This is a genomic window from Streptomyces sp. NBC_01474, assembly GCF_035918215.1.
GTDB classification, from domain to species: domain Bacteria; phylum Actinomycetota; class Actinomycetes; order Streptomycetales; family Streptomycetaceae; genus Streptomyces; species Streptomyces aureus.
Genome location: NZ_CP109449.1, coordinates 6808730 through 6833826 on the forward strand (window position 1 = coordinate 6808730; position 25097 = coordinate 6833826).

Below are 25097 nucleotides of genomic sequence, written 5' to 3' on the forward strand. Positions count from 1 at the left end.
TCACACCCACGTCCGTGGACGGTAACGGTTCGCCCGCTCCACCAGTTCGATCCTCTCCTCGCCAACCTGAGCGAGCCTGGCCAGTGTCCGGTACGAGCGCTCGAGGCCGAGTCGCAGCCCCCGCTCGTCCAGGTCGTTCCCCAGCACCAGGGTTCTCACGGGTCCCTGGCGCGGAGCGGAACCTTGACTACCGGAGAGTACCCAGTCGAGCGCGGTACCAAGGACCTCGGTCGACAACTGCTCCCGCCGCACCGCGTCCAGGCCGAACCCGTCCAGCGCCTCGACCTGGCCCGCCGCGGCCGTCAGGTCGTCGAGCAGCGGCCCGTGCGCGAGGGCCGCCTCCGCCATCCGCTGCCGCAGCCTGGACCGCACCGCGGCGACCCGGGCCGCCGTGTAGTGGATCGACGACTCCGGTACGGACTCCAGTGTGTGCACGGCACCGTGGCGGTCGGCCGCGGCGAGCTGCACCCGGGCCAGGCCGAACGCGGCGCTCACATAGCTGGGGTCGGTGGCCCAGACGAGGCGGTAGTACTCCGCCGCGTTGTCCAGCTGGCCGAGCACCTCCGCGCACACACCGAGCGCGAGCTTCGGGGCGGGCTCGCCCGGGAACGCGTCGTAGACCGCGTCGAACGACAGGGCCGCGTTCGTGTGGTCGCCGGTCGCGAGCGCCGCGACCCCGCGGTACCAGACGACCCGCCAGTCGTCCGGGTGCTGCGCCTCCAGCTCCGTCAACGCACGGGCGGCGGAGATCAGTTCGCCCATTTCGAGGCGGGCCCGCAGCTCACGCAGGCGCAGCTCCACGGAGGCGGCGGGCGCGGCGCGCAGCGCGGTGATGAGCTCGCCCGGCGCCGACGCCATGAGGCCCGCGAGGAACCCGGCGTTCGGGTCGCCCGGGTCGACCCTCGGCACGGGGAGCGCGAGCGCGGTGGCGGCGGCGTTGAGAGGTTTCACCAACGAGCCGGGGGAGCCGGGAGTGCCCGGGAGCGCGGCGGGCACGCCGGCCGACGGGAGCGCGGGTGCGGCCTGTTGTGCGCCCCGCCCCTTCCGCCGCACCGGCTCCGCCCGGACTCCGAGCCGCGACACCTCGCCCGTCAGCCGCGCGAACAACTCCGTGTCCGTGACCTTGACTTCGGGCCCGAACAACGTCGACAGGGCCGGGCGCGGACGGCCCGTCTGGAGCGCCACGACCTCACGCAGGACGCCGGTCAGCTGCTCCGCCATCTCCTGCGCGGACGCGAACCGGCGGGCCGGGTCGGGGTCGGTGGCGCGTACGAGGAGCCGGTAGAACGACTCGTACGTGCGGAAGACCTCGATGCTGTCGGGGTCGGGCAGCGAGTCCGCGAAGACGTTCGTGTAGCCCTGGAAGTCGAAGGTCAGGACGGCCAGCGTGCGCGCCACCGTGTACAGGTCGGAGGCGACGGAGGGGCCGACGTCCGCGACCTCGGGCGCCTGGTAGCCCACGGTCCCGTAGATCGCCGACTCGTCGTCGTCCATCCTGCGGACCGCGCCCATGTCGATGAGCTTGAGCTGGTCCTCCGTCTGGATCGCGTTGTCGACCTTGAAGTCGCAGTACAGGAGGTTGCGGCTGTGCAGGTGCCCGAGCGCCTCCAGCGCCTCGATCCCGTACGCGCAGGCCTGCTCGACCGGCAGCGGGTCGCGCTTGCCGGCCGGCGTGCGGCGTCCGTTGGCGATCTCCTTCAGGGACTTGCCGCCGACGTACTCCATGACGATGTAGCCGTCCATGGAGCCGGTGCGCTGGTCGAGGTGCTCGACGAAGTTGTAGATGCGGACGATGTTCGCGTGCTCGATCTCCGCGAGGAAGCGCCGCTCCGAGATCGCCGCCGCCATCGCGTCCTGGTCACCCGTGTCGAGGAGGCCCTTGAGGACGACCCAGCGGTCGGAGACCGCGCGGTCCACGGCGAGATAGACCCAGCCGAGCCCGCCGTGCGCGAGACAGCCCACCACCTCGTACTGGCCGTGCACGATGTCGCCCGTGCGCAGCTTCGGCACGAACGAGTACGGGTGGCCGCACTTCGTGCAGAACCCCTCCGTGCGGCCCGGGCGTTCACCGCGCGCGCGGCCCACCGGAGCCCCGCAGTCCGAGCGCGAGCAGAATCGCTTCCGCTCGGGGACCTCGGGGTTCTCCTGGATCATCGCCCGCGGGTCGGGCCGCGGCACGTCCGGCACCTGGACCAGACCGACGCCGAGGCGCCCGCGCCCCGACGACGCGGCCGAGGCGCCCGAACTGCGCACCGACACCGACCGGGACCCCTGTGAACCGGACTGCCCCGACAGGGAGCGCGACAGACGGCCCGAGACCGACCGGCGCGACTGCGAGGACCGCGACGAGGAGCGCGAGCTGGCCCGCGAACTGCTGTGCCCGCTGGCGCTGTTGGAGCCACGGCCGCCGACCGTGATGCCCGTCGGCGGCGACGTCACCATGCCCGTCGGTGAGACCACCGGGGCCAGACCGCAGGTGTCGCAGTACAGCTCCCCGCCGCCCACGTCCTCGTACGACCCCGCGCACCCGGGACGCTGGCACTGCCGCTGCTCGCTCATGATTCCCCCCTCCGGTCGGCGGGACCGCCCTGTTCGGGCACCCGCGGGACCAATACGTCGGCGGCCGCCCGCTGGTACCGCAGGACCGCGTCCTCGGCCGCCCGCAGATCGCAGGGCGCGCTCCACAGCATCCGCCGGGCCGCGTCGTAACGCTCCACGAGCAGCGGGTCCTCGGCGAACCCGAGCCGCGCCACCTTCGCCTTGTACGCGTCGAGGCGGCCGCGCAGCTCGGCGCGGACCGCCAAGGGCTGCGTGACCGCCGTCAACGACTCGCGGGCCCGCAGGAGTTCGTCCTCGGCCCGCGTCTCCAGCGTCTCCAGAAGCGGTGAGAGCCGGTGCCACTGGGCGGATCTGCGGTACTCGGCCGCCGTCGCCAGCTGTTCCTGGAGCGCCGTCGGCGGGCCGCTGACCGCGGGCACCTCGAACGCGGCGATCTTGGCGAGGACCTCGCCGCGCGCGGACCGCGCCTCGGCGAGCGTGCGGTCGGCGCGCGAGAGGACGTCCCGCAGCCTGCCGAGCCGGACCTCCGCGTCCTGCCGCACGGTCAGCACCGCGTCGATCTCCCGGCGCACCTCCTCCAGGGCCTGCGCCTCACGGTCGTACGCCGTCGTGTCGGGCCGGCCACCGCCGGGTGCCGAACTGCCGGTCCCGGAACGCCAGTACGCCAGCGGATCGGACACGACGTCCTCCCGCAGCCGCGTCAGCGCGTGCGTGATCCGCTCCAGGTCGTCGCCCGAGGGGTGCTCACCCGGGCGTACGCCGACGGAGTGCGCGAGCTGACGCGTGCGGCCCAGCTCGGCGGCGAGGAGGTCTATGCGGGCGGGCAGCGCCGACCAGACGGCGTCGGCGGCGACCACCATGTCCAGCGAGCTCGCGTACAGGTCGTTCATGCGCTCGACCAGGTCGGCGAGGGTGAACCGGTCGCTGAGCCGGGCGGGGCCGGTGAGTGACGCGGGCGTGGAGGGGCCGCTTCCGGCGACGGTCACGCTCTCGCCGCGCAGCAGTTCGGTCAGGTCGACGAGGTCCTCACGGCTCGACCAGCGGCGCCGTGCCCGGATCTCACGGGCGGAGCGCAGCGCGGCCGTGTACGCGTCGAAGTACGACCACAGCAGTGTGATCGCCTGGTCCGCCGCCGCCCAGCGCTCCTGAGTGGTGCCGGTCAGCCGCGCGCCTTCGAGGAGTCTGCGGCCCGCGTGGTCCTGGAGGGCGAACAGTGACGTCTCGATCGCCTCGTGCTCCGCGCCGAGCCGCGCCAGCGCACGGTCCACCTCGTCCCGGTCCATCACCGGACCGGGGGGTCCCGTGACGCCCATCGATCACCTCTCCGTTCACATCGCTGCCGCCGACTGCCGTCGGCCGCCGCTGTGCAGTTGCCGCAAGTAGCGCCCGGCCGGGGCTACTTGTACTTCGGTGCGGGCGGCCCGGAGGCCGCGCCGAGACCGTCCTTGAGCCACGTGTCGTACGAGTCCTGCCAGCCGCCGTCCTTGCGGAAGTCCTCCAGGACCTGGTTGACCCGGCGTACCAGGTCGTCCGTGCCGCGCTTCATCGCCACGCCGTAGAACTCCTTGGTGAACGGCGTGCCCTTGAGCTCGACCGTCGGGTCCTGCGCGGCCTGGCCCGCGGCGAGTGCGCTGTCCGTCACCACGGCGTCCACCTCGCCGAGCTGCAGCCGGACGAGGCAGTCCAGCTGGTTCGGCACCGTCGTGGAGATGTCGGCGCCGGCGGCCAGCGTGCCCGCCCTCCGGTCCGCGTCGAGACGGTCGAAGGCGGTCGAGCCGGCCGCCGTGCAGATCCGCTTGCCCGCGAGCGACTTGTCGTACCCCGTGATCGAGGAGGTCTTGGGCGCCAGCACCTGCTGCCCGGTCTGGAAGTACGCCGTCGAGAAGGCGACGTCCGTGAGCCGCGCGCAGCTGATCGTCATCGTGCGGACGACCATGTCGACGTTCCCGTGCTTGATCGCCGGGATGCGCTGGTTGGTCGGGATCGCGCGGAACCGGATCAGGTCGCGGTCGCCGAGGATCTTCTGGGCGATCTCGTGCGCCAGGTCGATGTCGAAGCCCTCGAGCTCGCTGGACTTCTTGTTCGGGTCGCGGTAGCCCCAGTGGTAGCTGTTCTGGTCGACGCCGACGATGAGGTAGCCGCGCTTCTTGATGGCCTTGACCGCCGCACCCGACTCGTCGCCGGACGGCTTCAGGCTCCGCTCCGGATCGGTGCAGTTGTCGGCTCTGGCCTGCACACCCGTGGCCAGACCGGGGCCGCCGACGCCCGTGCTCCCGTCGCCGACGGCGCCCCGGGTCAGGGGGAGCAGCAGCGCGAGGACCGCGGTCAGGGCACAGGCGACCGCCATGGCCGCCACACCGCCCCAGCCGCGCAGGCTGATCCGCGTACGTCGTGCGCTCATGGCTGTCCCGCCCCCTCTCACCGGTACTCCGAAAGCCGGCGCCCGATGCCGAGCACGGCGCCCGCCGCGCCCAGTACGGCGAGTACGGCGGCGCCCACCGGGAGTCCCGTCATCGCGCCGCGCCCGTCGGTGGCCGCCTGCTTGAACTCCGCCTGCTCGTGCGTCAGGGCGGACTGCAGTTCCTTGTCGACGTTGTCGAAGCACTCGCGGGTCGGCTTGTCCTGCGCGGAGCCGATCACCTTGTCGAGCGCCCCCTGGTAGTTGCCCGCGTCGTCCTGCTCGCGGGCGTCCTTGTGGCGGTCCTGCCACACCCGCATGTTGTCACCCGCGGCCTGCACGGGCCGCTTGCCCGTGCTGTCGTCGGCGAGCTTCGCCGCGTCCCCGAGCTTCGTGGCGAGCGTCTTCATCTGGTTCTGGTAGTCCACGTCGAAGGCGTCCTCGGCCACGCCCTTCACCTCGACGGTCTCGGCGCCGCGGCTGACCAGCGTCAGATTCTCGTTGCCCCGCGCCTTGAGGGAGGCGATGCGCGCGTCGTGCAGCACGTTCAGCGAGCGGACCCCGTGGTCGTAGGACTCGTCGAGACCCGCGCGGGCGACGCTGTGGCCGACGACGAGCCAGAGGAGGACGACCGTGGACGCGGTCGTCGCGGCGACCAGGCCGTGGTTGAGCACGCGGTTCGTCCGGCGGTAGTTGCGCCGCTGGGCCCAGGCGAGCGCGCCGAGCGCGACGACGCCGAGGCCGATCGCGGCCCAGGGGTAGGGCGTGGCGCTGTCGTAGTCCGAGCGGAGCCGCTCGTTCTCCTTCTTGTACAGGTCCTCGGCCGCGGGGAGCATCTGCTCCTGCATCGTCTCGTTCGCGTACCTCAGGTAGGCGCCCCCCAAGGGGAAGCCCTGCCGGTTGTTCGCCCGGGCGCGTTCGATGAGGCCCTTGTACTGCGGCAGCAGCTTGTTGAGCTTCGAAATGGCCGCGGTGGAGGGGGAGTCGGGGTCCGAGTTCGCCGCCGCCGTCACCAGTTTGGCCGCGGCGGTCCTGATGTCCTTCTCGTACCGGTCCCGCGTCTCGGCCGGCTCCTGGCCGCCCGCCAGGAAGCCGCTGGACGCCGCCGTGTTGGCGTCGGCGAGCGAACGGTAGATGTCCGCCGCGTCGGCGCTCAGGGGCTGGCTGCTGTGCAGGACGTCGTCCGCGGCGGCCGAGCGGTCGCTCATCTGCCAGGCCGTGACCGCGCCGAACACGACGACGAGCAGCGCGAGTACCGCGCCGATGATGCGCAGTCGCCCCGGCTCCGTCGTCGCCGCGGCGCGCACCCGGTCGACGCCCTCCGCCCATGCGGTGCTGCGCGCGGGCGCGGCGGGCTCCGGGCCCTGCGCGTGCGGCGGCCGCACCTGCGGCGGCACCTGCGGCGGCACGGATGGCATCGTGGGCGCGCCGACCGTCCCCGGCGGCGCCGCGCTGCCGTTCGGCGGGTTGTTCACTCGACCTCCCCCATGGTCATCGGTCCGTCACTTCCGTCCGGCGTGCGGGGAGCGCGGGCGAAGGTGCACGGCCGCAAGTATTGCCGCAGGGACTGACATCCGCACAGCCATTGACTGGATCTTGTTCGGATTCCCGTGCGAACACACCACGCCGAACGCCCCCTGGGGATGGTCGGACGCCCCCTACGCCGTCGTGCAGCCCCTGCTCTTGAACACGAAGGGAGAATCCGATCGGTTCCCTCCGCGCGCGCCGGGCGCGGCAGCGCGTGCCGCCGGGGCCCTCAGACCCCGAAGTGCGCCCGCACGCGGGCGTGCACGTCCTCGTCCGCTCCCACGGCGTCGAGGCCGAGCAGTGCCGCGCCCAGGACGGGCCGGGCGGTGATCACGCGCGGTACCGCCTTAGGGGCGCGTGCCGTGAGCATCTCCCTTATCCGGTCGTCGAGTTGGGGGTGGCGGGCGGCGAGCACCGAGCCGCCCAGGAGCACGGGGGTCTCCTCGTCGAGCAGGCCCAGCCGGTCCAGGGCCACCACGGACATGGCCACGACCTCGTCGCCCATGCGGTCGATCAGGGTGCGGGCCACCGGGTCGCCGTCCGCCGCCGTCGCGAAGAGCACCGGAGTCAGCTCGTGCCGTCGCTCCATCGGGATGCGGCCCAGGTGCAGCGCCTCGATCAGCGCGTACATGGAGGGGAGACCGAAGTGTGCGGGCAGGGAACGCATCAGGGCGGTCGTCTCGCCACGGCCGTCCTCGGCGCGCGCCGCGTACCAGAGGGCCTCCTCGGCGAGGCCGCCGCCACCGCCCCAGTCGCCGGAGATCTTGCCGATCGCGGGGAAGCGGGCGGTGCGCCCGTCCGGCAGCATCCCGGCGCAGTTGATGCCGGCGCCGCACACGACAGCGACGCCGCGCGGCTCGGAGTCCTTGAGGAGCCCGGCACGCAGGACGGCGAAGGTGTCGTTGCGTACGTCGACGGAGGCGGCCCAGCCGCGAGTGATCAGCTCCGCCGCCAACTCCTTTTCCTCGACGGGCAGATCGGCGTTGGCGAGACACGCCGAGACGTGTCCCACCGTGGTCGTGCCCGCCTCGGCGAGCGCACGGCCGACGGCCTCGGCGAGCACGTCGACGGCGGCCTCGACGCCCACCTTGGGCGGCTGGAACCCGCCGCCGCGGGCCGAGCCGACGACGGTGCCGTCGGCCGCGACCACCGCGACGTCGGTCTTGCTGTTGCCGGCGTCGATGGCCAGCACCCAGCCGTTCACAGAAGAGCTCAGGCCCACGCGAGGTGCTCCCGGTTGTGGGCGATCAGCTGGTCCGTGAGCTGCTCGGCGTAGTCGATCTGGCCCACCAGAGGGTGCGCGAGCAGCGCCTTGAAGACGCGGTCGCGGCCGCCGCGCAGGGCGGCTTCGAGTGCCAGGTCCTCATAAGCGGTGACGTTCGCGATGAGGCCCGCGTACAGCGGGTCGAGCGCGGGCACGGCCAGCGGCCTCGTGCCCTTGCCGTCGACCGCCGCCTGTACCTCGATCACCGCGTCGTCGGGCAGGAACGGCAGCGTGCCGTTGTTGTACGTGTTGACGACCTGGTACGGGGAGCCGCCGCCCCCGAGGAGGGATGCCGCCAGGTCCACAGCCGCCTCGCTGTAGAAGGCGCCGCCCCGCCTGGCGAGCAGCTCCGGCTTCTCGTCGAGCGTCGGGTCGCCGTACATCTCCAGCAACTCCCGCTCCATCGCGGCCACTTGGGAGGCGCGCGACGGCTTGGTGCGCATTTCCCGCACGACCGCGTCGTGCTGGTAGTAGTAGCGCAGGTAGTAGGAGGGCACGACCCCGAGCCGGTCGACGATCGCGCGGGGCATGTGCAGGTCCTCGGCGATGGCGTCGCCGTGCTCGCCGATCAGACGCGGCAGCACGTTCTCGCCGTCCGGGCCGCCGAGGCGGACACCCAGCTCCCAGGTGAGGTGGTTGAGACCCACGTGGTCGAGGTGGACCTGCGACGGCGTCACGTCGAGCAGCCGCGCGAACTTCCGCTGGAAGCCGATCGCGACGTTGCACAGACCGACGGCTCTGTGCCCGGCCTGGAGCAGCGCGCGGGTCACGATGCCGACCGGGTTGGTGAAGTCGATGATCCAGGCGTTCGGGTTCGCGCGGCGCACCCGCTCGGCGATGTCGAGGACCACCGGCACCGTGCGGAGCGCCTTCGCGAGGCCGCCCGCGCCGGTCGTCTCCTGGCCGACGCAGCCGCACTCCAGCGGCCAGGTCTCGTCCTGGTTGCGGGCGGCCTGGCCGCCGATGCGCAGCTGGAGCAGGACCGCGTCGGCGTCGGCGACACCGGCGTCCACATCGCTCGTCGTACGGATGACGCCGGGGTGGCCCTGCTTGGCGAAGATGCGCCGCGCGAGGCCGCCGACCAGTTCCAGGCGGTCGGCCGCCGGGTCGACGAGCACGAGCTCCTCGATCGGCAGGGTGTCCCTCAGCCGCGCGAATCCGTCGATGAGTTCGGGTGTGTAGGTCGAGCCTCCGCCGACCACAGCGAGCTTCATATCGGTTCTCAGCCCTTTACTCCGGTGAGGGTGACGCCTTCGACGAAGGCCTTCTGTGCGAAGAAGAAGACGATGCAGACCGGCGCCATCACGAGGAGTGTCGCGGCCATCGTCAGGTTCCAGTTGACGCTGTGTGCGGATTTGAAGGACTCGAGGCCGTACGACAGCGTCCAGGACGCCGGGTTCTGGGCCGCGTAGATCTGCGGCCCGAAGTAGTCGTTCCAGCAGTAGAAGAACTGGAACAGGGCGATCGCGGCGATGCCCGGCTTGGCCATCGGCACGATGATCTTGAGCAGGGTCCGCAGTTCACCGCAGCCGTCGACCTTCGCCGACTCGATGTACTCCTTCGGGATCGTCAGGAGGAACTGACGGAGCAGGAAGATCGAGTACGCGTCGCCGAACGCCATCGGGATGATCAGTGGCCACAGCGTGCCCGACAGATGGAACTGCTGGGCCCACACCAGGTACATCGGGATCACGATGACCTGCGGCGGCAGCATCATCGTCGAGATGACGAGGATCATCGCCGTCCGGCGGCCGCGGAAGCGGAACTTGGCGAGCGCGTACGCGACGGGGATCGCCGAGCACACGGTGAACACGGTCCCGAGGCCCGCGTAGAGCAGGGAGTTCTTCCACCAGTCGAGGAAGCCGTCGGTCTCGAAGACGGCCTTGTAGTTCTCCCAGTGCCAGGAGTCCGGCCACAGGTCGCCGCTCATCGCCTGGCTGTCGCTCATCACCGACGTCAGGAAGACGAACACGAACGGCAGGATGAACAGCAGCGCGACGGCGATCGCGACGCTGTGCACGGCGAGCCAGTGCAGGACGCGCTTGCGGCGGGCGCGTGCCGCCGCGGGGCCACGCGCGGGTGAGGCGTCCGCGGGAGCCGCGGCCGGGGTGGGGCTGAGTGTCGTAGTCGTCATCCTGATCAGTCCTCCGCCGCGAGCAGACCCGAGCGCTTGCGCATGAGCAGCATGGTCACGGCCATGGCGATGGCGAAGAGTACGAGCGAGAGGACGCACGCCGCGCCGGTGTTGAAGTTCTGGAAGCCCATCGAGTAGACGAGCTGCGGGACGGTGAGCGTCGAGTGGTCCGGGTAGCCGGGCTGGATGACGCTGCCGGGGCCGATGGAGACGCCGGAGGCGATCTTTCCGGCGACCAGGGCCTGCGTGTAGTACTGCATCGTCTGTACGACGCCGGTGACGACGGCGAACATGACGATCGGAGTGATCGACGGCCAGGTCACGTACCGGAACTTCGACCAGGCGCCCGCGCCGTCCAGCTCCGCGGCCTCGTACTGCTCCCTGGGAACGTCGAGCAGTGCGGCCATGAAGATCACCATCAGGTCGCCGATGCCCCACAGCGAGAGCATCACCAGGGACGGCTTGGCCCAGGCGGCGTCGTTGAACCAGTTCGGTCCGGTGATGCCGAGGTGCGCGAGGACCTCGTTGACCGGTCCCGTCGACGGGTTGAGCAGGAAGACGAAGGCGACGGTCGCCGCCACCGGCGGTGCCAGGTACGGCAGGTAGAAGGCCGTACGGAAGAAGCCGGCGCCGGTCTTGATCTTCGTGATGAGCAGTCCGAGCGAGAGCCCGAACACCACCCGCAGAGCCACCATCACGACGACCAGCCACAGCGTGTTCCACAGGGCGGGGCCGAACAGCGGCATCTGTTCGAAGACGTACTTCCAGTTCCGCAGCCCCACGAAGTCGGGCTTCTGGATCTGGTTGTAGTGCATGAACGAGAAGTAGACGGTGGCGATCAGCGGGTACGCGAAGAAGGCGCTGAAGCCGATCAGCCAGGGGGAGAGGAAGCCGAGCGTACGCAGTCTGCGCCGCGCGGGATTGGACAGTGTCAAGGCCATGATGGGGCTCCCGCTCCTCAGCTCTTCGACTGAAGGGTGTCGGCGTCGATCTGCCGGTCGAGCTCGCGCAGCCCCTTCTTGAGGTCGTGGACCTTGCCCGCCTCGACCGAGTACGAGAAGTCCTGCAGCGAGGTGACGTACATGCCGCCGTTGGTGGAGGGCGGCATGACCTGGCTGTACTTGTTCTGCGCGATGTCCAGGAAGGTGCGGAACGTCGGATCGGTGTCCAGCTTCGGCGACTTGAGTGCGGCGAACGTGGACGGCACGTTGTGTATCGCGTTGGCGAAACTGACGACCTGATCGGTGTCGGCGGTCAGGAACCTCACCAGCTCCCAGGCCGCGTTCTGGTGCCTGCTGCTGTGCGCGATGCCCGCGACGGTGCCGGTGAGATAGCCGCGCCCGTACGTCTCGGCCTGGTCGTCGGGGACCGGCAGCGGTGCCACACCCCAGTCGAAGCCGACCTTGGCCTCGTTCATCATCAGGCCGCGCCACTCGCCGTCGAGGTGCATCGCCAGCTTGCCGTTCATGAACGCGTTCTGCGTGGACATCTCGTCACCGAAGGACGTGCGGAAGCGCTCCAGGGCGTTGTAGCCGCCCTGCGCTTCGACGAGCTTGTGGGCGGTGTCGAAGAACTTGTACGTCGCCGGGTCCTTCGCGAGCCGCGAGTCGCCCTTGGCGTCGAAGTAGGTGGGACCCCACTGGGCGAAGAGCCGGTCGGGGCTGTTCTGGTACAGGCGGAAGTTCGGCATGAAGCCGACGCGCTTGTAGGAGTTGCCCGCACGGTTCGTGAGCTTCTTGGCGTCGGCTTCGAACTCGGACATGGTCCGCGGCGGCCGGCTGATGCCCGCCTCCTTGAACGCGTCCTTGTTGTAGTACATCCCGTACGCGTCGGCGAGCAGCGGCAGGGCGCACTGGTTGCCGTCATAACTCGTGTAGTCCAGGAGGGTCTTGGGGAAGACCTTCGTCTTATCGAGGCCGCTCTTCCTCATGAACGGGTCGAGGTCCGCCCACATGCCGGAGTCGCAGTACTGGCCCACGTTGTTGGTGGTGAACGAGGTCACCACGTCGGGGGCCTCGTCGCCACCGGCCCGCAGTGCCTGGTTGATGGTGGCGTCCGTGACGTTCCCGGTGGCCTTCACCTTGATGTTCGGGTGGAGCTTCTCGAAGCGGGCGATCGAGTCGTTGATCGCCTTCACCTCGCCGGGGGCCGACCAGCCGTGCCAGAACTTCAGTGTCACGGGCTTCGTCGGGTCGTCGTCGGCGCTGCCGACACTCGGGTTGGCGCAGCCGGACAGCAGCAGTCCGGCCGCGGCGAGCGCTACGGGCGCGCGCAGAGTTACACGCCATCGCGGCATGGCGAACGTCCTTTACCTGTACGGGGGTTGGAGGAAGTGACGAAAGGTGGGGGAGGGGGCGGAGCGGGATCAGACGTTGCTGGTGTCGAAGACGATGTCGCGGGCCTGGGTCAGCGCCGAGCGCAGGGCGCCGGTGAGGATCGGGTCGTCGTCGAGATCGCTGATACGCAGTTGGGGCCGCGGCAGGGCGAGCCCGGTGAGTTCGTCCTCGACGCGGACGCGCAGCGCCTCGCCGCCGGCCTGGGCCACCTGTCCCGACAGGACGACGAGCTCGGGGTCGACGACGGCGACGACGGCGGCGAGCCCGGTGGCCAGGCGGCGGGCCACCTCGTCGAGCACGGCGGGGTCGGCGAGAGCCTCGCCCAGGTCCTTGGCGCCCCCGGCGAGCAGTCGCACGGCGGGCGCGGCGACCAGACTCTGGAAGCCGCCCCCCGCGTCCTCACCGGCGATCTCCTCCTCGCCGCCACGCGCCAGCGGGGCGCCGGGCAGCGGCATGTAGCCGATCTCGCCCGCGCCGCCGGTCGCGCCCCGCAGGAGCACGCCGCCGAGCACGATCGCCGCGCCGACACCCTCGTCGACATAGGCCAGCACGAAGTCGTCGTGGTCCTGCGCCGCGCCCTCGTACTGCTCGGCGATGGCGGCGAGATTGACGTCGTTCTCGATGGAGACCGGGGTGCCGAGGACCTCGGCGAGCTCGGCGAGCAGGGTGCGCGAGTGCCAGCCGGGCAGGTGCGGGGCGTACCGGAGCTGGCCGGTGTGCGGGTCGATGGCGCCGGGGGTGCCGATCACGGTGGCCGTGATGTCGTCGTGGCCGAGCCCGGCCCGCCGCAGGGCGCCGTCGAAGGCCTCGGCGACGAGCTGGGCGGTGCGGTTGCGCACGTCGTCGGCGACGGCGACGGCCTCGATACGGCAGCGGCCGCGCTCGGCGCCGGCGATATCGGCGACCACGGCGGTGATCCCGGTGGGGTCCGCGGAGACGGCCACGATGTGGGCGGCACCGGGGTGGATCTCGTACAGCACGGCGGCCGGCCCGGGCCGGCCGGTCTGGCTGCCCGTGGTGCGCACCAGGCCCACCGCTTCCAGCCGGCTGAGCAGCTGGGAGGTGGTGGGCTTGGACAGGCCGGTCAGCTCTCCGATCCGGGTGCGGGTCAGCGGGCCGTGAGCGACGAGGAGATCGAGGGCCGCGCGGTCGTTCATGGCGCGCAGGACGCTCGGGGTACCGGGGGTTCCCGGGGCCGTACCGGCCATGACCTGTCTCCTCGCAGTACTGTTAGGAAGGTTTCCTATTGATGTGCGAGGAACGTAAGCCGTGGGTGAAGGGGGCGTCAATAGCCGACGGCCGTCGGGCAACCAAGTCGTTACCCATTCCGTCCGGGCCGCCGGGCAAGCGTGGTGGCCGTACGCCGGGAGACGTACGGCCACCTGATGACGCGAGCCCGCAAACGCAGAAGACCCGGATCGTTGTCAGGCGGAAATGCCTTCGATCCGGGCCAGTGCCTCGTCCGCGCCGAACGGCTGCAAGTACGGCAGCCAGCGCGGATCCCTATGCCCGGTCCCGATGATGCGCCAGGCGAGCCCGGTCGGAGGGGCCGGCTTGTGCCGCAGGCGCCAGCCGATCTCGACCAGGTGACGGTCGGCCTTGACGTGGTTGCAGCGGCGGCAGGACGCGACCACGTTCTCCCACGCGTGCTGGCCGCCGCGGCTCTTGGGGATGACGTGGTCGACGCTGGTTGCGACGCCACCGCAGTACATGCACCGCCCGCCGTCCCTGGCGAACAGCGCCCGCCGGGTCAGAGGAACGGGCCCCCTGTAAGGGACCCGGACGAACCGCTTGAGGCGGACCACGCTGGGTGCGGGGACGGTACAGGTTGCGCTGTGCATATAGGCGCCGGACTCCTCGAGGCACATGGCCTTGTTCTCGAGGACCAGAACGAGCGCGCGGCGGAGCGGTACGACGCCGAGTGGCTCGTACGACGCGTTGAGGACCAGGACATGCGGCACGGATGCCTCCTTGTACGCCGGCGGCGCGTGGCTCGCGCCGGGACGATCTGTAGTCAGTTTCCCCTCATGGCCTGCACAAGCGCCACCATGTCCCGGTAACGGGCTGGGAGTGTTTTCGACCACACGCCCTTCATCCCCAGGTGAGGACTGTCTCTCCCTCGAACAAGACAACGATCCACCCACAATGCCCCGTTAGTGTGGTGGGTCTGCCCGTAACTTCGCTTTCACGGGCGGCCGCTATGCCTGGAGGTTTCAGCCGTGATCTTGTCCGTCCTGTCGGCGTCCGACCCGTCCTCGGACCCGACCACACTCAAGGACGCCCAGGAGCAGGCCACCAACGCCGCCAGCTGGGTCGGCCAGAACTGGTCCACCTGGCTGGGTATCGGCCTGCGCATCTTGCTCATCGTCGTCATCGCCGCGGTCCTGAGAGTGGCCATCCGGCGTGCCATCACCAAGCTCATAGAGCGCATGAACCGCACGGCGCAGGCCGTCGACGGCACGGCGCTCGGGGGACTCCTGGTCAATGTGGAGCGCCGCCGGCAGCGCTCGCAGGCCATCGGCAGCGTGCTGCGCTCGGTCGCCTCTTTCGTGATCCTCGGCACAGCCGCCCTGATGATCCTCGGCACGTTCCAGATCAATCTGGCCCCGCTGCTCGCCTCGGCGGGCGTCGCGGGTGTGGCGATCGGCTTCGGCGCCCGCAACCTCGTCACGGACTTCCTGTCCGGCGTCTTCATGATCCTGGAGGACCAGTACGGCGTCGGGGACAGCATCGACGCGGGCATCGCCTCCGGCGAGGTGATCGAGGTCGGCCTGCGCGTCACCAAGCTGCGGGGCGCCGACGGCGAGATCTGGTACGTCCGCAACGGTGAGGTCAAGCGCATCGGCAACCTCTCGCAGGGCTGGTCCACCGCGGGCGTCGACGTGACCGTCCGCTCGGACGAGGACCTGGTCAAGGTCAAGGAGACCCTGGCCGAGGCCGGCCTCGCCATGAGCAAGGACGAGCCCTGGAACGAGATGCTGTGGGGCCCGGTCGAGGTCCTCGGCCTGGACAGCGTGCTCCTCGACTCCATGGTCGTGCGCGTCTCGGCGAAGACCATGCCCGGCAAGGCACTCACGGTGGAGCGCGAGCTGCGCTGGCGTATCAAGCAGGCCTTCGACGAGGCCGGGATCCGCATCGTGGGCGGCGTGCCCGCACAGGCCGACGGCGAGCCCGCCGCCGACCCGACGGCCGGCGTCGCGGCACCGTCCGCCTACGCGTCGAGCACCTCCCCGCAGTCCCTCGCGGCCTCCCCGATCACGCCGCCGAACCTGGCGAAGTAGGCGAAGCGACGGCCGGAGCCGTACGTCAGGAGGGGCGCCGTCAGGAACCATGGTTCCTGACGGCGCCCCTCCTTCTTCTTTCCCCGATACCGCCCCTGCCCCGCGCGGGCGCGCGTCAGCCGGCCCGCAGCTCCGACGGATGGACCGAGCGTCGCAGCAGCGGCAGTGAGGTGGCGGTGGCCGCGAGGCAGGCGGCGTAGACCGCAGGCGGGACCAGGAGCGGCATGACCACCGGAGCCGCCGCGCCGACGGCGGAGGCGTACGCGAGATGGACGGCCGTGCCGCCGAGTGTCGCGAGGGCGACGGCCGGTGCCAGCGGCAGCGCGGTCTCCAGGAGCAGTGTGCGCGCCAGGACCCCGTACGGGACCCCGGACGCGGCCTGGGCGGCGAGGGTGCGGCGGCGGGTCGCCACCGACTCGGCGGTGCCCACGGCGAGGCTGAAGAGACTGATCGCGAGAGCGACGAGCACGGCGCCGCCGACGAGGTCGATGCCGAAGGTGTAGTAGCTGATGTCCATGCCCAGGTGGCCCTCGCGCTGCGAGCGGTGCAGTGTGTCGAGCAGGACCTCCCGGACCCCGACGAACGCGACGCCCACGACGGTAGCGAGGAGCAGGGCCGCGTGCGTGCGGGCGGCGGCCCACGCGTCCTGGCGGAGCCGGTGCGCCGCGATGAGCACGGCGGGACGGGTGGCGCGGCCCGCGAGGCGCGCGCCGATCAGACGGGACGAGGCCCCGGCCACCCACACCGAACCCGCCCCGGTCACGACGACCACCGCGCACACCAGCAGGGGTGCGGCCGCGATGTCGCGGGTGCCGCGCAGGGCGAGCAGCGCCGAGCCGGCCACGACGAGCAGTACCGGCACGATCAGGCCGACGAGGAAGCCGGGCCCGTGGTCGGCCGTGACCCGGCGCACCTGACCGAGCGGCGACGCCACCACGTGGCGCAGCGCGAACACGCTCACCCCCGCGCCCGCGGCCGGCACCGCGAGGGCCAGGGCCACGAAACCGGCCCAGGCGAGCGGCACGGGATACCCCGTCGTGGCGAGCATCGCCCCGAACGCGATCAGCGCGAGGACGGAACCGGCGAGGCACGCGAGCCCCGACTCCAGCGCCGCGATCCGCCGCACCTGACGCGGCCCGGCCCCGGCGAGCCGCAGCGCGGCGAGCCTGCGGTCCCGGTGCACCGCGCCGACGCGGGCGCACTGCCCGAGCAGCCCGGCCACGGGCACGAGGAGCAGCAGCAGAGCGACGACCACGCCCTGCCGCGTGCCCGGCTCGTCGAGCAGACCGTTCCCGTACGGGGCGGACACCTGGTGGCCGGTGAGGGCGGCGAGGGCGGCTGCGCCGAGGCAGAATCCCGTGGCGAGCGCCGCCCCGAACGCGGTGAGCGCCAGCCGCCACCGCTCGCGGCGGTCGGAGCCGGTGACCAGGGTCCAGGCGAGCCGGGTGTCGGTGCGGACGGAGGGCCGGGTGCCGGCGCGGGTAGCGACGTCAGTGGTCATGGGGCACCGCCTGGGGGAGCACCGGGCTCTCCTGGACCGTGCCGTCGTGCAGCCGCACCTCGCGGTCGGCGTACGCGGCGACCTGCGCGTCGTGGGTGATGAGGACGACCGCGGTGTGGGTCTCGCGGGCCGCGTGTGCGAGGGCCGTCATGACCTGTTCGCCACCCAGGGAGTCGAGCGCCCCGGTCGGCTCGTCGGCGAAGACGACGCGCGGGCCGGTGACCAACGCGCGGGCCAGAGCGGCTCGTTGGACCTGCCCGCCGCTCATCTCGCCGGGGCGCAGCTCGCGCTGTCCGCGCACGCCGAACCGTTCGAGCCAGGCGTCTGCCCGGGCGTGGGCCTCCGCGCGCGGGACGCCCGCGAGCAGCAGCGGCAGCGCCACGTTGTCGATCACCGGCAGTTCCGGGATGAGCTGGCCGAACTGGAAGACCACGCCGAAGTCGGTGCGCCGCAGCTCGCTCAGCCGCTCCTCCGGAAGCCGGTCGAGCTGCTCGCGTCCGTAGGACACCGACCCCGCGTCCGGCCGCACGATCCCGGACAGGCAGTGCAGCAGCGTCGACTTTCCGCTGCCGCTGGCGCCGGAGACGGCGAGGATCTCGCCCGCGTACAGGTCGAGCGCGGCGCCGCGCAGCGCCTCGGTCCTGCCGTACGACTTCACCAGGCCCCGGGCGGCCAGCAGGGGCGCTCCGGCCGGGACTTCGCGTGCTTGCGTGCTCATGCTGCGGTGACCTCCGCGGTCAGGGTGGAGAGCCGGGCCGCGGTGGTGTTCATCCAGCGCAGATCGGCGTCGAGGTGGGCGAGGGCGTAGTCGGCGGAGAGGACGGTGGTGAGATCGGCGCCGGGGCCGGTCTTGACGGCGGTGAGTTCACGCATCCGCGCCATGTGGGCGGCCCGCTGCTCCCGCAGCACGGCGGCCGGCTCCACGGCATCGTCGACCAGGATCGACACGACGACCTTGGCGAAGATCTCGTTGGTCACGAAGGGTGCGGGGGGCGTGATCTCCCCTGCCCACCGGACGAGTTCACTCGCTCCTTCGGCCGTGGACCGGTACAGCGTGCGTTCGGGGCCGCCGTCGGACTCGGTGCCCTCGACGGTGGCGAGGCCGTCGCGCACCAGGCGTTGCAGGGTCGTATAGACCTGCGCGTAGGCCAGCGGGCGGGCCTGCGGGAAGCGGTCGTCGTAGCGCCGCTTGAGGTCGTAGCCATGGCTCGGACCCCCAGCCAGCAGCCCGAGAAGGACGTGACGGGTGCTCATGGACTCAGTATGTACTCGATACATGTACTGAGTACATAGTGGCGCGGCGAACGGTTGATGGCAGGTGAGAAGTGAGAACTGGAATTCCGCTTACGTCACTCCGCGACCGCGTACGCCTCCACCGACCACAGCGAATAGCCGTACCGCGTGGCACGCTTGTCGCCCTGGACCCGTACGAAGCGGGTGTCGCGGGCGTCCATGCGGACCAACTCGCGGCCCCCTTGGCCGTCCTTCACGGTCGCGGCCGTGCGCCACGACTTCCCGTCGGCGGACGTCTGGATCCGGTAGCCCTTCGCGTACGCGTCCTGCCAGGTGAGCACGACCTGGCCCAGCCGTACCGGCTTCGCCAGTTCGACCTGCCACCAGGCGCCGTCCTCGGCGGGGGACGACCAGCGGGTCTCCGGGTCGCCGTCCCCGGCGGCGGACGCCGGGAAGTCCGCGGTCTCGTCGGCCGAGGACGAGGGACTGCCCTCACGGACCAGGTCCGGGCCCGCCGTACGGGGATACGCCCGGACCGACACCGTGCGCGTCGTGCCGGCGAAGCTGACCGGGACGTCGTACGTGCCCGCCGGGGTGCCGTCCGGGACGGTGATGTCGACCGGGGCGCTCACCTGCGTGCCGCGCGGGAGCGTCGCCTGGGCGGGCAGCGCCACCTTGATGCCGTGCGGGCCTTCCGCGCGAAGGCGCCCCTCCACGGAGCCCGGCCGCTGCGATGTCAGGCGTGCCGTGACCCGCCGAGCGCCGCCGCCGATCTCCGCGTCCAGCTCCGTGCGGGCCAGCTCGAACGAGGCGTCGGGGGAGTCCGCGTACCAGGGGACGACGTGGCGCACGGCGCCCTTCGTGGCGCCGGTCACGCGGATCGCGTCCGCCCGTACGCCCTTCGGTCTGCGCTCGGTGAACCCGCTGTCCGTGAGCGTGCCCACCGACTTCCAGCCCTCGCCCGGCACATGGACCTCCACGGTGCCCTGAGTGCCGGGGTCGGCCAGAACCGTCACCGCCGTGAGCCGCCGCGCCCGCGGCAGCTTCGCCTCTCCGTCACGCGTCGCGTCGGCGCGACCGGTCCCCGCCCACGCCGCGTACGCCTTCTGCGCCCGGTCGAGGAACGGGTCCAGCACGCCCTTGCCGACGGTGACCTGACGGGACGCCAGAGCGACGCGCTGACGCTCCAGGAGCCGCGCCGCCCGCCACGCCGCCGCCCCGTCACCGCGGGCCTGCGCGTCGAGCATTTCGACGGCCGTCTCCCCGGCCTCCCCGTAGCGTGCCAACTGGTCGCTCCAGGGCCGCACTTCGGCGTCCACCGGCGTAGACCTGAGCCGCTCCGGCGTCCGCCGCATCACGGTGAACGCGGCCCGCAGCTTCTTCGCCGCCGCCTCGTACCGCGCGCGGTCGGTGACCAGCGTCGTACGGGAGTCCCAGAAGCCGGAGACGACCGGCTTCAGATACGCGGACTCGTCCTCGCCGAGCACGGACGACGCGTCGTTGCCCGCCAGCGCGCCGAGCGCCTCACGGGTGGGCGCGTCACCGCCCGCCAGGTCGTCGATCGCGGCCTTCCAGGACTCCTGCGGGCGGTAGTCGCGCGGGTTCCACGCGTAGTCCGCCGCCGTGAACAGCGGGATGCGGGAGGCCGCGGGCTGCTCCATCGCGTTGGCGAGCAGCGCCGCCGAACCCGTCGCCACGGCGGGCTCACGGCCCGTGTAGGGCCCGAGGAAGATGCGGTCCTGCGCGTAGTCGTTGACCGGGTAGTTGTCCATCGTGACGAGGTCGTGCGCGGACCCGAACGCGGCCCGTGCGCCCGCCAGTTCGCGCCCGGTGATCGTGCGCGGGACCACGCCGACGCCCGTCCACGCCACCTCGACGGAGTCGTCGAGCCGCCCCGCGAGCGCCCCGCGGTACTCCGTCGACCCGTCCTGGTAGAACTCCGTCGGCATCAGCGACAGCGGCCCCGCACCCGGGTGCCGCGCCGCGAGGTGCCGCGCCACCGCGTTCGCCACGCGCGCCTGCGCCCGCGCCGCCGCCTTCGGCCCCGAGCCGAACGTCCTCGCGTCCGCCTCGCAGTGCCACTCGCTGTACGACACGTCCTGGAACTGCAGCTGGAACGCCCGCACACCGAGCGCCCACATGGCGTCCAGCTTGCGGTTCAGGGCCCTGACGTCGTCGTCCGACGACATGCACATCGCCTGCCCGGGCGCCACGGCCCAGCTCAGCGTCACGTGGTTGGCGCGCGCCCGCTCGGCAAGCGCCCGGAAGTCCGCGCGCTGGGCGGCCGGATACGTCTCGCGCCACCGCGCCTGCCGGTACAGGTCGTCGCCCGGCGCGTACAGATAGCGGTTCTGCTTGGTGTGCCCCATGAAGTCCAGCTGGTCGAGGCGTTGTTCACGGGTCCACGGGGTCCCGTAGAACCCCTCCGTCATGCCGCGCACGGCCGTACCCGGCCAGTCGCGCACGACGACCCCGGCGACCTTGTGCCCGCTCACCAGCTGCCGGAACGTCTGCACGGCGTGGAACAGGCCGTCGTCGCCGACGCCTTCCATGGCGACGGTGTCCCGGCCGTCCGTCCGCCCGACGGCGAGCCGGTACCCGCCGGACGGCAGGTCCTTGCGGGCCGACGCCCCGAGAGCGCCGAGCGCCGTCTCAAGACCCTGTCCCCGGCCCGGGCGCGCGTCGGCCGCCCCCCAGCCGTCACCGGCCGCGGTCCCGGCGGCCACGGAGCCGATCCGCACCACGAGCGCGGGAGCCGCGGGCAGGGAGCTCTCGTCGTCGGCCTCGGTGATGTGCCGGGCTCCCGCCCCGCGCAGCACGGTGCGCAGCGCCTCCACCGCGTACCGGTCGGCGCCCCGGCCGGTGACGAGGACGACCTCGTCGGTCACGGTCACGGACTCCGCGCCGGAGGCGGTACGCAGCGACTGCGGCCGGGGCCACACCGCGGGCGTCCCTGTCTCGCTGTCCCGGTCACCCGTGGAGAGCGGGTGACCGGGAGGGGCCGCCACCGCTCCGGAGGCTCCCCCGAGCGCACTGGCGATGACGGCGACAGCGATCGCAGCCGCCCCCTTCCTGTGGCGCCGGAGCTGCACGGCTCACTCCTCGTTGGTCTCGGCTCGGTGATGGGACCGGTCATAGGTGTCCCAGGATGGCAACCGAGCCCACCACTGACCGGGTCGGAGTGTCAACGGGAGTGGCCGTTGTGCCGCAATTGCCCGGCCGGGAGTGGCGAGAGGGGGTGATTCGCGCCGCTCACCGGCCGAGTCCCGCCCATGGAACAGAATGTGACCAGTAACACGTTGTCGGGCCGTTCATGTCTGCGGCCGCGCTCGCTGGGTAGAGCTGCCGAGACCGTCACCCACGAAAAGATCGACGACAAGACCCGCGAAGAACCGCGAAAAGGAGGCCTTCATGGCCGCATCAGCGCACCTTCTGCTCTCGGCCCTGTCCAAACAGGCGGACGTCATCCTGCCCGCCCCTGCCCTGCCGCTGCCGGACGAGTTCGCGTTCGGCGCCGAACTGCCCCTCACCAGCGAACCGCCCCTCGCCGACACGGAGCCGCTGACCAGCGAGCCCGCCCTCATCGACGTAGCGCCCCTCACGAGCGAGCCGACCCCCTCGGGTCCGGTCGCGGGCCTGGACGCCTCGGGGGTCTAGGTGACGCTGGCCCGGCTCGCCGCGCTGCACGGGGTCGCCCCGTCCTACTCGCCGTCCCCCGGACGCACGGTCGAGGCCCCGGACGCCGCGCTCGTCGCCGTCCTCGCCGCCCTCGGTGTCGACGCGCGCACCCCGGAGTCCGTACGGGACGCGCTGGCCGCGCGCGAGGCGGAGGACGCGGCGCGCCTGCTGCCCCCGACGGTCGTCCTGTGGGCCGGTGAACCCGCCCCGGCCTGGGCGCGGGAACTACCCGAAGGCGTGAGGCTCCAGCTGGCCACCGAACAGGGTGAACGCGTCGACGGCTGGCGACCGTCCCGGTCCGCTCCCCTCGGCGTCCACCGGCTGCGCGCCACCGCCCCCGACGGCACCGCGGCCGACGCCCACCTGATCGTCGCCCCGCCGCGCGTGCGCACCCCGGGCGAGCGCACGTACGGGCTGCTCGTGCAGCTCTACTCCCTCCTGTCGGCGAAGTCCTGGGGCATGGGCGACCTCGGTGACCTGGCCGACCTCGCGGCCTGGGCGGGCCGTACCGCCGGCGCCGGGTTCGTGCAGGTCAACCCGCTGCACGCGGCCGTACCCCGCGGCGAAGGACCCTCGGACCCCTCCCCGTACCGCCCGTCGTCGCGCCGCTTCCCCGACCCGGTGCACCTGCGCGTCGAGGACATCCCCGAGTACGCCTATCTGCCCGACGCCGACCGCGACCGTGTGCGCGAGCTGCTCACGGAGGCCGCCCGGCTGCGCGACGGCGTCCTGCACAAGGGCGCACTGATCGACCGCGACGCCGTGTGGGACCTCAAGCGCCGCGCCCTCGACCACGTCCTGCGTGTCCCGCTCGGCCCCGGCCGCCGCGCCGCCTACTGGGACTTCCTCGCCGAGCAGGGCGCGGACCTGGACCACCACGCCACCTGGTACGCGCTCGCCGAGCGGCACGGCCCCGACTGGCACACCTGGCCCGAGCCCCTGCGCGACCCGGGATCGCGCGAAACCGCCGAAGCCCGCGCCGAGTTGATGGACCGCGTCGACTTCCACAGCCACCTCGCCTGGCTCACGGACGCCCAACTGGCCACCGCCCAGCGCTCCGCGCGCGACGCGGGCATGCCCGTCGGACTCGTCCACGACCTGGCCGTGGGCGTACACCCGGAAGGTGCCGACGCCTGGGCCCAGCAGCACGTCTTCGCCGCGGGCATGTCCGTCGGCGCGCCCCCGGACGCCTTCAACTCCCGCGGCCAGGACTGGGGTCTGCCGCCCTGGCGCCCCGACCGGCTCGCCGCCGTCGGCTACGCCCCGTACCGCGCGCTCCTGCGCGGCCTGCTCGCCCACGCGGGGGCGGTCCGCATCGACCACGTCATGGGCCTGTTCCGGCTGTGGTGGGTGCCGGCCGGGCAGCCGCCGACCGAGGGCGCGTACGTCCGCTACGACGCGGAGGCGATGCTCGCCGTACTCGCCCTGGAGGCCGACCGCGCCGACGCCCTGGTGATAGGCGAGGACCTCGGCACGGTCGAGCCCGGCGTCCGAGAGGCACTGGACGCGCGCGGGGTGCTCGGCACGTCCGTGCTGTGGTTCGAGCGGGACTGGGACGGTACGGGCCGCCCGGTGCCGCCGGAGCGGTGGCGGACGGACTGCGTGGCCACCGCCACCACCCATGACCTGCCGTCCACCGCGGCCCGGCTGACCGGCGACCATGTGCGGCTGCGCGACAGCCTCGGCCTCCTCGGGCGGCCCCTCGCGCGGGAGCAGGCCGAGGCCACGGCGGAAGTCGCCGAGTGGACCGCCCTGTTCGCGCGCCTCGGACTGCTGCCCGGCGGCGGGGGACAGGGCCCGAGCGAGGAGGAGGAGATCCGCGCCGTCCACCGCTTCCTGCTGCTCACCCCGGCCCGCATGGTCGGTGTCTGGCTGCCCGACGCGGTCGGCGACCGGCGCCCGCAGAACCTGCCGGGGACCTGGGACGAGTACCCGAACTGGCGGCTCCCGATCGCCGACGCCACCGGCCGTCCGGTCACCTTCGAGGAGCTCACGGCCTCGCCGAGGGCGCACGCGCTGATCGAGGTCCTGCGGTCCGGACTGCCCCTTACGGCACCCCCGGGCGCGCGGCCCGTTTAGGTGTTCGCTACGTTTGCACCGTGGACAAGAAGAACGCCCTGCGCGCCGGCGCCCTGGCTGCCGGTACGACGCTGATGATGCTGCTCATGTCGTCCCCCGCGCTCGCGCTGACGCGCGACGACGGTGACGACCCCGGTAAGGGCCTCACCGTCATCGAGACCCTTGGCCTCTATGTCGTTGCGCCGATCGTGCTGTTCCTGGTGATCGCCGGCCTCGTGATCGTCGGTGACAAGTCCCGCAAGCCGCAGAAGCAGGGCTGACCGCCGCACCTCTCATTGACGTCTTTGCCGAGGGCGTCCTCGTGTGCACCGCGCACCGAGGACGCCCTCGGTGCTTTCCCCGCGTTGTTCTACGGCGGGCTGCGGGGTGTTCCGCGGGCGTTCCACGGGCGCTCGGCCGGGACGTTCTACGGCCGCTCGGCCGTCAGATAGCGCTGGAGGGTCGGCGCCAGCCACTCCACCGCCTCGTCGCGGCCGAGGCCGACGGCGGGGCCGAAGCGCAGCACGTAGCGGGTGAGCGCGAGACCGAGGACCTGTGACGCGCAGAGCGCGGCCCGCACCGGGGCCTCGGCGGGGTCGGGGCAGACGCGCAGGGCGAGCGGCAGCGTCTGCCTCTTGAAGATGTCCTGCATGCGCTCGGCGCCCGCGGTGTTGGTGACGCCCACGCGCAGCAGCGCGGTGAGCACCTCGTTCTCCTCCCACAGGTCGAGGAAGTGCCGCACGAGGGTCCGGCCCATGTCGTCGACCGCGATCTCCGCGGGGTCGGGCAGCCGCAGGTCCAGGTCGATCGCCGCGGCGAAGAGCCCCTCCTTGTTGCCGTAGTAGCGCATCACCATCGACGGGTCGATCGCCGCGTCCTTGGCGATGGCGCGGATCGTGGCCCGCTCGTACCCGTCGGCGGCGAAGCGTTCGCGGGCCGCCGCGAGGATCGCGGTGCGAGTGGCGTCCGAGCGGCGTGCCTGCTGGGTGGTTCCTGTCATGCCAACAAACGTAGGCCAACACCTGTTGACAGTCCAGGGCCGCGCGCCTAGATTTGCCAACAGACGTTGACCAACAAGCGTTGGCAATGAGTGACCGGGTACAACCGACCTGAGCTTGCAGGCACCAG

At 71.9% G+C, this 25097-nt stretch carries 20 protein-coding genes; 4 read left to right on the plus strand and 16 right to left on the minus strand.

The features are described 5' to 3' along the window. From OG758_RS31115 to OG758_RS31165, 11 genes are all read right to left on the minus strand, one after another. Nucleotides 1–2559 carry a serine/threonine-protein kinase gene (locus tag OG758_RS31115; RefSeq protein WP_326712971.1) on the minus strand — a complete coding sequence of 853 codons (2559 nt, stop codon included), beginning with the start codon at nt 2557–2559 and terminating at the stop codon, nt 1–3. Then, the gene (locus tag OG758_RS31120; protein ID WP_326712972.1) at nt 2556–3872 is read right to left on the minus strand and encodes a hypothetical protein; all 1317 of its coding nucleotides are present in this window, start codon (nt 3870–3872) and stop codon (nt 2556–2558) included. Before OG758_RS31120 ends, OG758_RS31115 begins: the two co-directional genes overlap by 4 nt. Before the next feature lie 83 nt (nt 3873–3955). After that, on the minus strand, nt 3956–4960 hold the full coding sequence (locus tag OG758_RS31125) for a glutamate ABC transporter substrate-binding protein (RefSeq protein WP_326712973.1): 1005 nt from the start codon (nt 4958–4960) through the stop codon (nt 3956–3958). Between the two features lie 17 nt (nt 4961–4977). After that, nucleotides 4978–6432 carry a hypothetical protein gene (locus OG758_RS31130; protein WP_326712974.1) on the minus strand — a complete coding sequence of 485 codons (1455 nt, stop codon included), beginning with the start codon at nt 6430–6432 and terminating at the stop codon, nt 4978–4980. A gap of 281 nt (nt 6433–6713) precedes the next feature. Continuing rightward, nucleotides 6714–7706, minus strand: a complete 993-nt coding sequence (locus tag OG758_RS31135) for an N-acetylglucosamine kinase (protein WP_326712975.1) — start codon at nt 7704–7706, stop codon at nt 6714–6716. Continuing rightward, nucleotides 7697–8962, minus strand: a complete 1266-nt coding sequence (locus tag OG758_RS31140; protein WP_326712976.1) for a 6-phospho-beta-glucosidase — start codon at nt 8960–8962, stop codon at nt 7697–7699. The genes OG758_RS31135 and OG758_RS31140 overlap by 10 nt, the downstream gene beginning before the upstream one ends. Nucleotides 8963–8970: 8 nt before the next feature. After that, nucleotides 8971–9882 (minus strand): carbohydrate ABC transporter permease, encoded by a 912-nt coding sequence (locus OG758_RS31145; RefSeq protein WP_326712977.1) that lies wholly within the window; start codon nt 9880–9882, stop codon nt 8971–8973. A 5-nt stretch (nt 9883–9887) separates the two neighbouring features. Further along, the gene (locus tag OG758_RS31150; protein WP_326712978.1) at nt 9888–10823 is read right to left on the minus strand and encodes a carbohydrate ABC transporter permease; all 936 of its coding nucleotides are present in this window, start codon (nt 10821–10823) and stop codon (nt 9888–9890) included. Nucleotides 10824–10840: 17 nt separating this feature from the next. Beyond that, nucleotides 10841–12178, minus strand: coding sequence for an ABC transporter substrate-binding protein (locus OG758_RS31155; protein ID WP_326712979.1), 1338 nt, complete (start codon nt 12176–12178; stop codon nt 10841–10843). A gap of 69 nt (nt 12179–12247) precedes the next feature. Then, nucleotides 12248–13426, minus strand: a complete 1179-nt coding sequence (locus tag OG758_RS31160) for an ROK family transcriptional regulator (RefSeq protein ID WP_326712980.1) — start codon at nt 13424–13426, stop codon at nt 12248–12250. Nucleotides 13427–13642: 216 nt separating this feature from the next. Then, nucleotides 13643–14179, minus strand: a complete 537-nt coding sequence (locus OG758_RS31165; RefSeq protein ID WP_100594167.1) for an HNH endonuclease — start codon at nt 14177–14179, stop codon at nt 13643–13645. Between the two features lie 258 nt (nt 14180–14437). Between OG758_RS31165 and OG758_RS31170 the strand changes: the two genes are divergently transcribed. Further along, nucleotides 14438–15499 carry a mechanosensitive ion channel family protein gene (locus OG758_RS31170; RefSeq protein ID WP_326712981.1) on the plus strand — a complete coding sequence of 354 codons (1062 nt, stop codon included), beginning with the start codon at nt 14438–14440 and terminating at the stop codon, nt 15497–15499. Nucleotides 15500–15614: 115 nt separating this feature from the next. Here OG758_RS31170 and OG758_RS31175 read toward each other — a convergent pair whose 3' ends face one another. The 4 genes from OG758_RS31175 to OG758_RS31190 all read right to left on the minus strand — a co-directional run bounded on the left by OG758_RS31175 (nt 15615) and on the right by OG758_RS31190 (nt 21325). After that, on the minus strand, nt 15615–17000 hold the full coding sequence (locus OG758_RS31175) for an FtsX-like permease family protein (protein WP_326712982.1): 1386 nt from the start codon (nt 16998–17000) through the stop codon (nt 15615–15617). Further along, nucleotides 16990–17718 (minus strand): ABC transporter ATP-binding protein, encoded by a 729-nt coding sequence (locus tag OG758_RS31180; RefSeq protein ID WP_326712983.1) that lies wholly within the window; start codon nt 17716–17718, stop codon nt 16990–16992. The genes OG758_RS31175 and OG758_RS31180 overlap by 11 nt, the downstream gene beginning before the upstream one ends. After that, nucleotides 17715–18254, minus strand: coding sequence for a PadR family transcriptional regulator (locus tag OG758_RS31185; RefSeq protein ID WP_326712984.1), 540 nt, complete (start codon nt 18252–18254; stop codon nt 17715–17717). Before OG758_RS31185 ends, OG758_RS31180 begins: the two co-directional genes overlap by 4 nt. Before the next feature lie 95 nt (nt 18255–18349). Next, nucleotides 18350–21325 (minus strand): beta-N-acetylglucosaminidase domain-containing protein, encoded by a 2976-nt coding sequence (locus OG758_RS31190; RefSeq protein ID WP_326712985.1) that lies wholly within the window; start codon nt 21323–21325, stop codon nt 18350–18352. A 319-nt stretch (nt 21326–21644) separates the two neighbouring features. On the opposite strand from OG758_RS31190, the gene OG758_RS31195 reads away from it, so the two are divergent. From OG758_RS31195 to OG758_RS31205, 3 genes are read left to right on the plus strand one after another with little or no spacing between them, the layout of a single operon-like run. After that, complete coding sequence (locus tag OG758_RS31195) at nt 21645–21890, plus strand: hypothetical protein (protein ID WP_100594170.1); 246 nt, start codon at nt 21645–21647, stop codon at nt 21888–21890. Further along, nucleotides 21891–23990, plus strand: a complete 2100-nt coding sequence (gene malQ / locus OG758_RS31200) for a 4-alpha-glucanotransferase (RefSeq protein WP_326712986.1) — start codon at nt 21891–21893, stop codon at nt 23988–23990. Between the two features lie 20 nt (nt 23991–24010). Further along, nucleotides 24011–24250: a hypothetical protein gene (locus tag OG758_RS31205; RefSeq protein WP_326712987.1), complete on the plus strand. Its 240-nt coding sequence runs from the start codon at nt 24011–24013 to the stop codon at nt 24248–24250. Between the two features lie 146 nt (nt 24251–24396). On the opposite strand, the gene OG758_RS31210 is transcribed toward OG758_RS31205, so the two are convergent. After that, on the minus strand, nt 24397–24969 hold the full coding sequence (locus OG758_RS31210) for a TetR/AcrR family transcriptional regulator (protein ID WP_326712988.1): 573 nt from the start codon (nt 24967–24969) through the stop codon (nt 24397–24399). Nucleotides 24970–25097 lie beyond the last annotated feature (128 nt).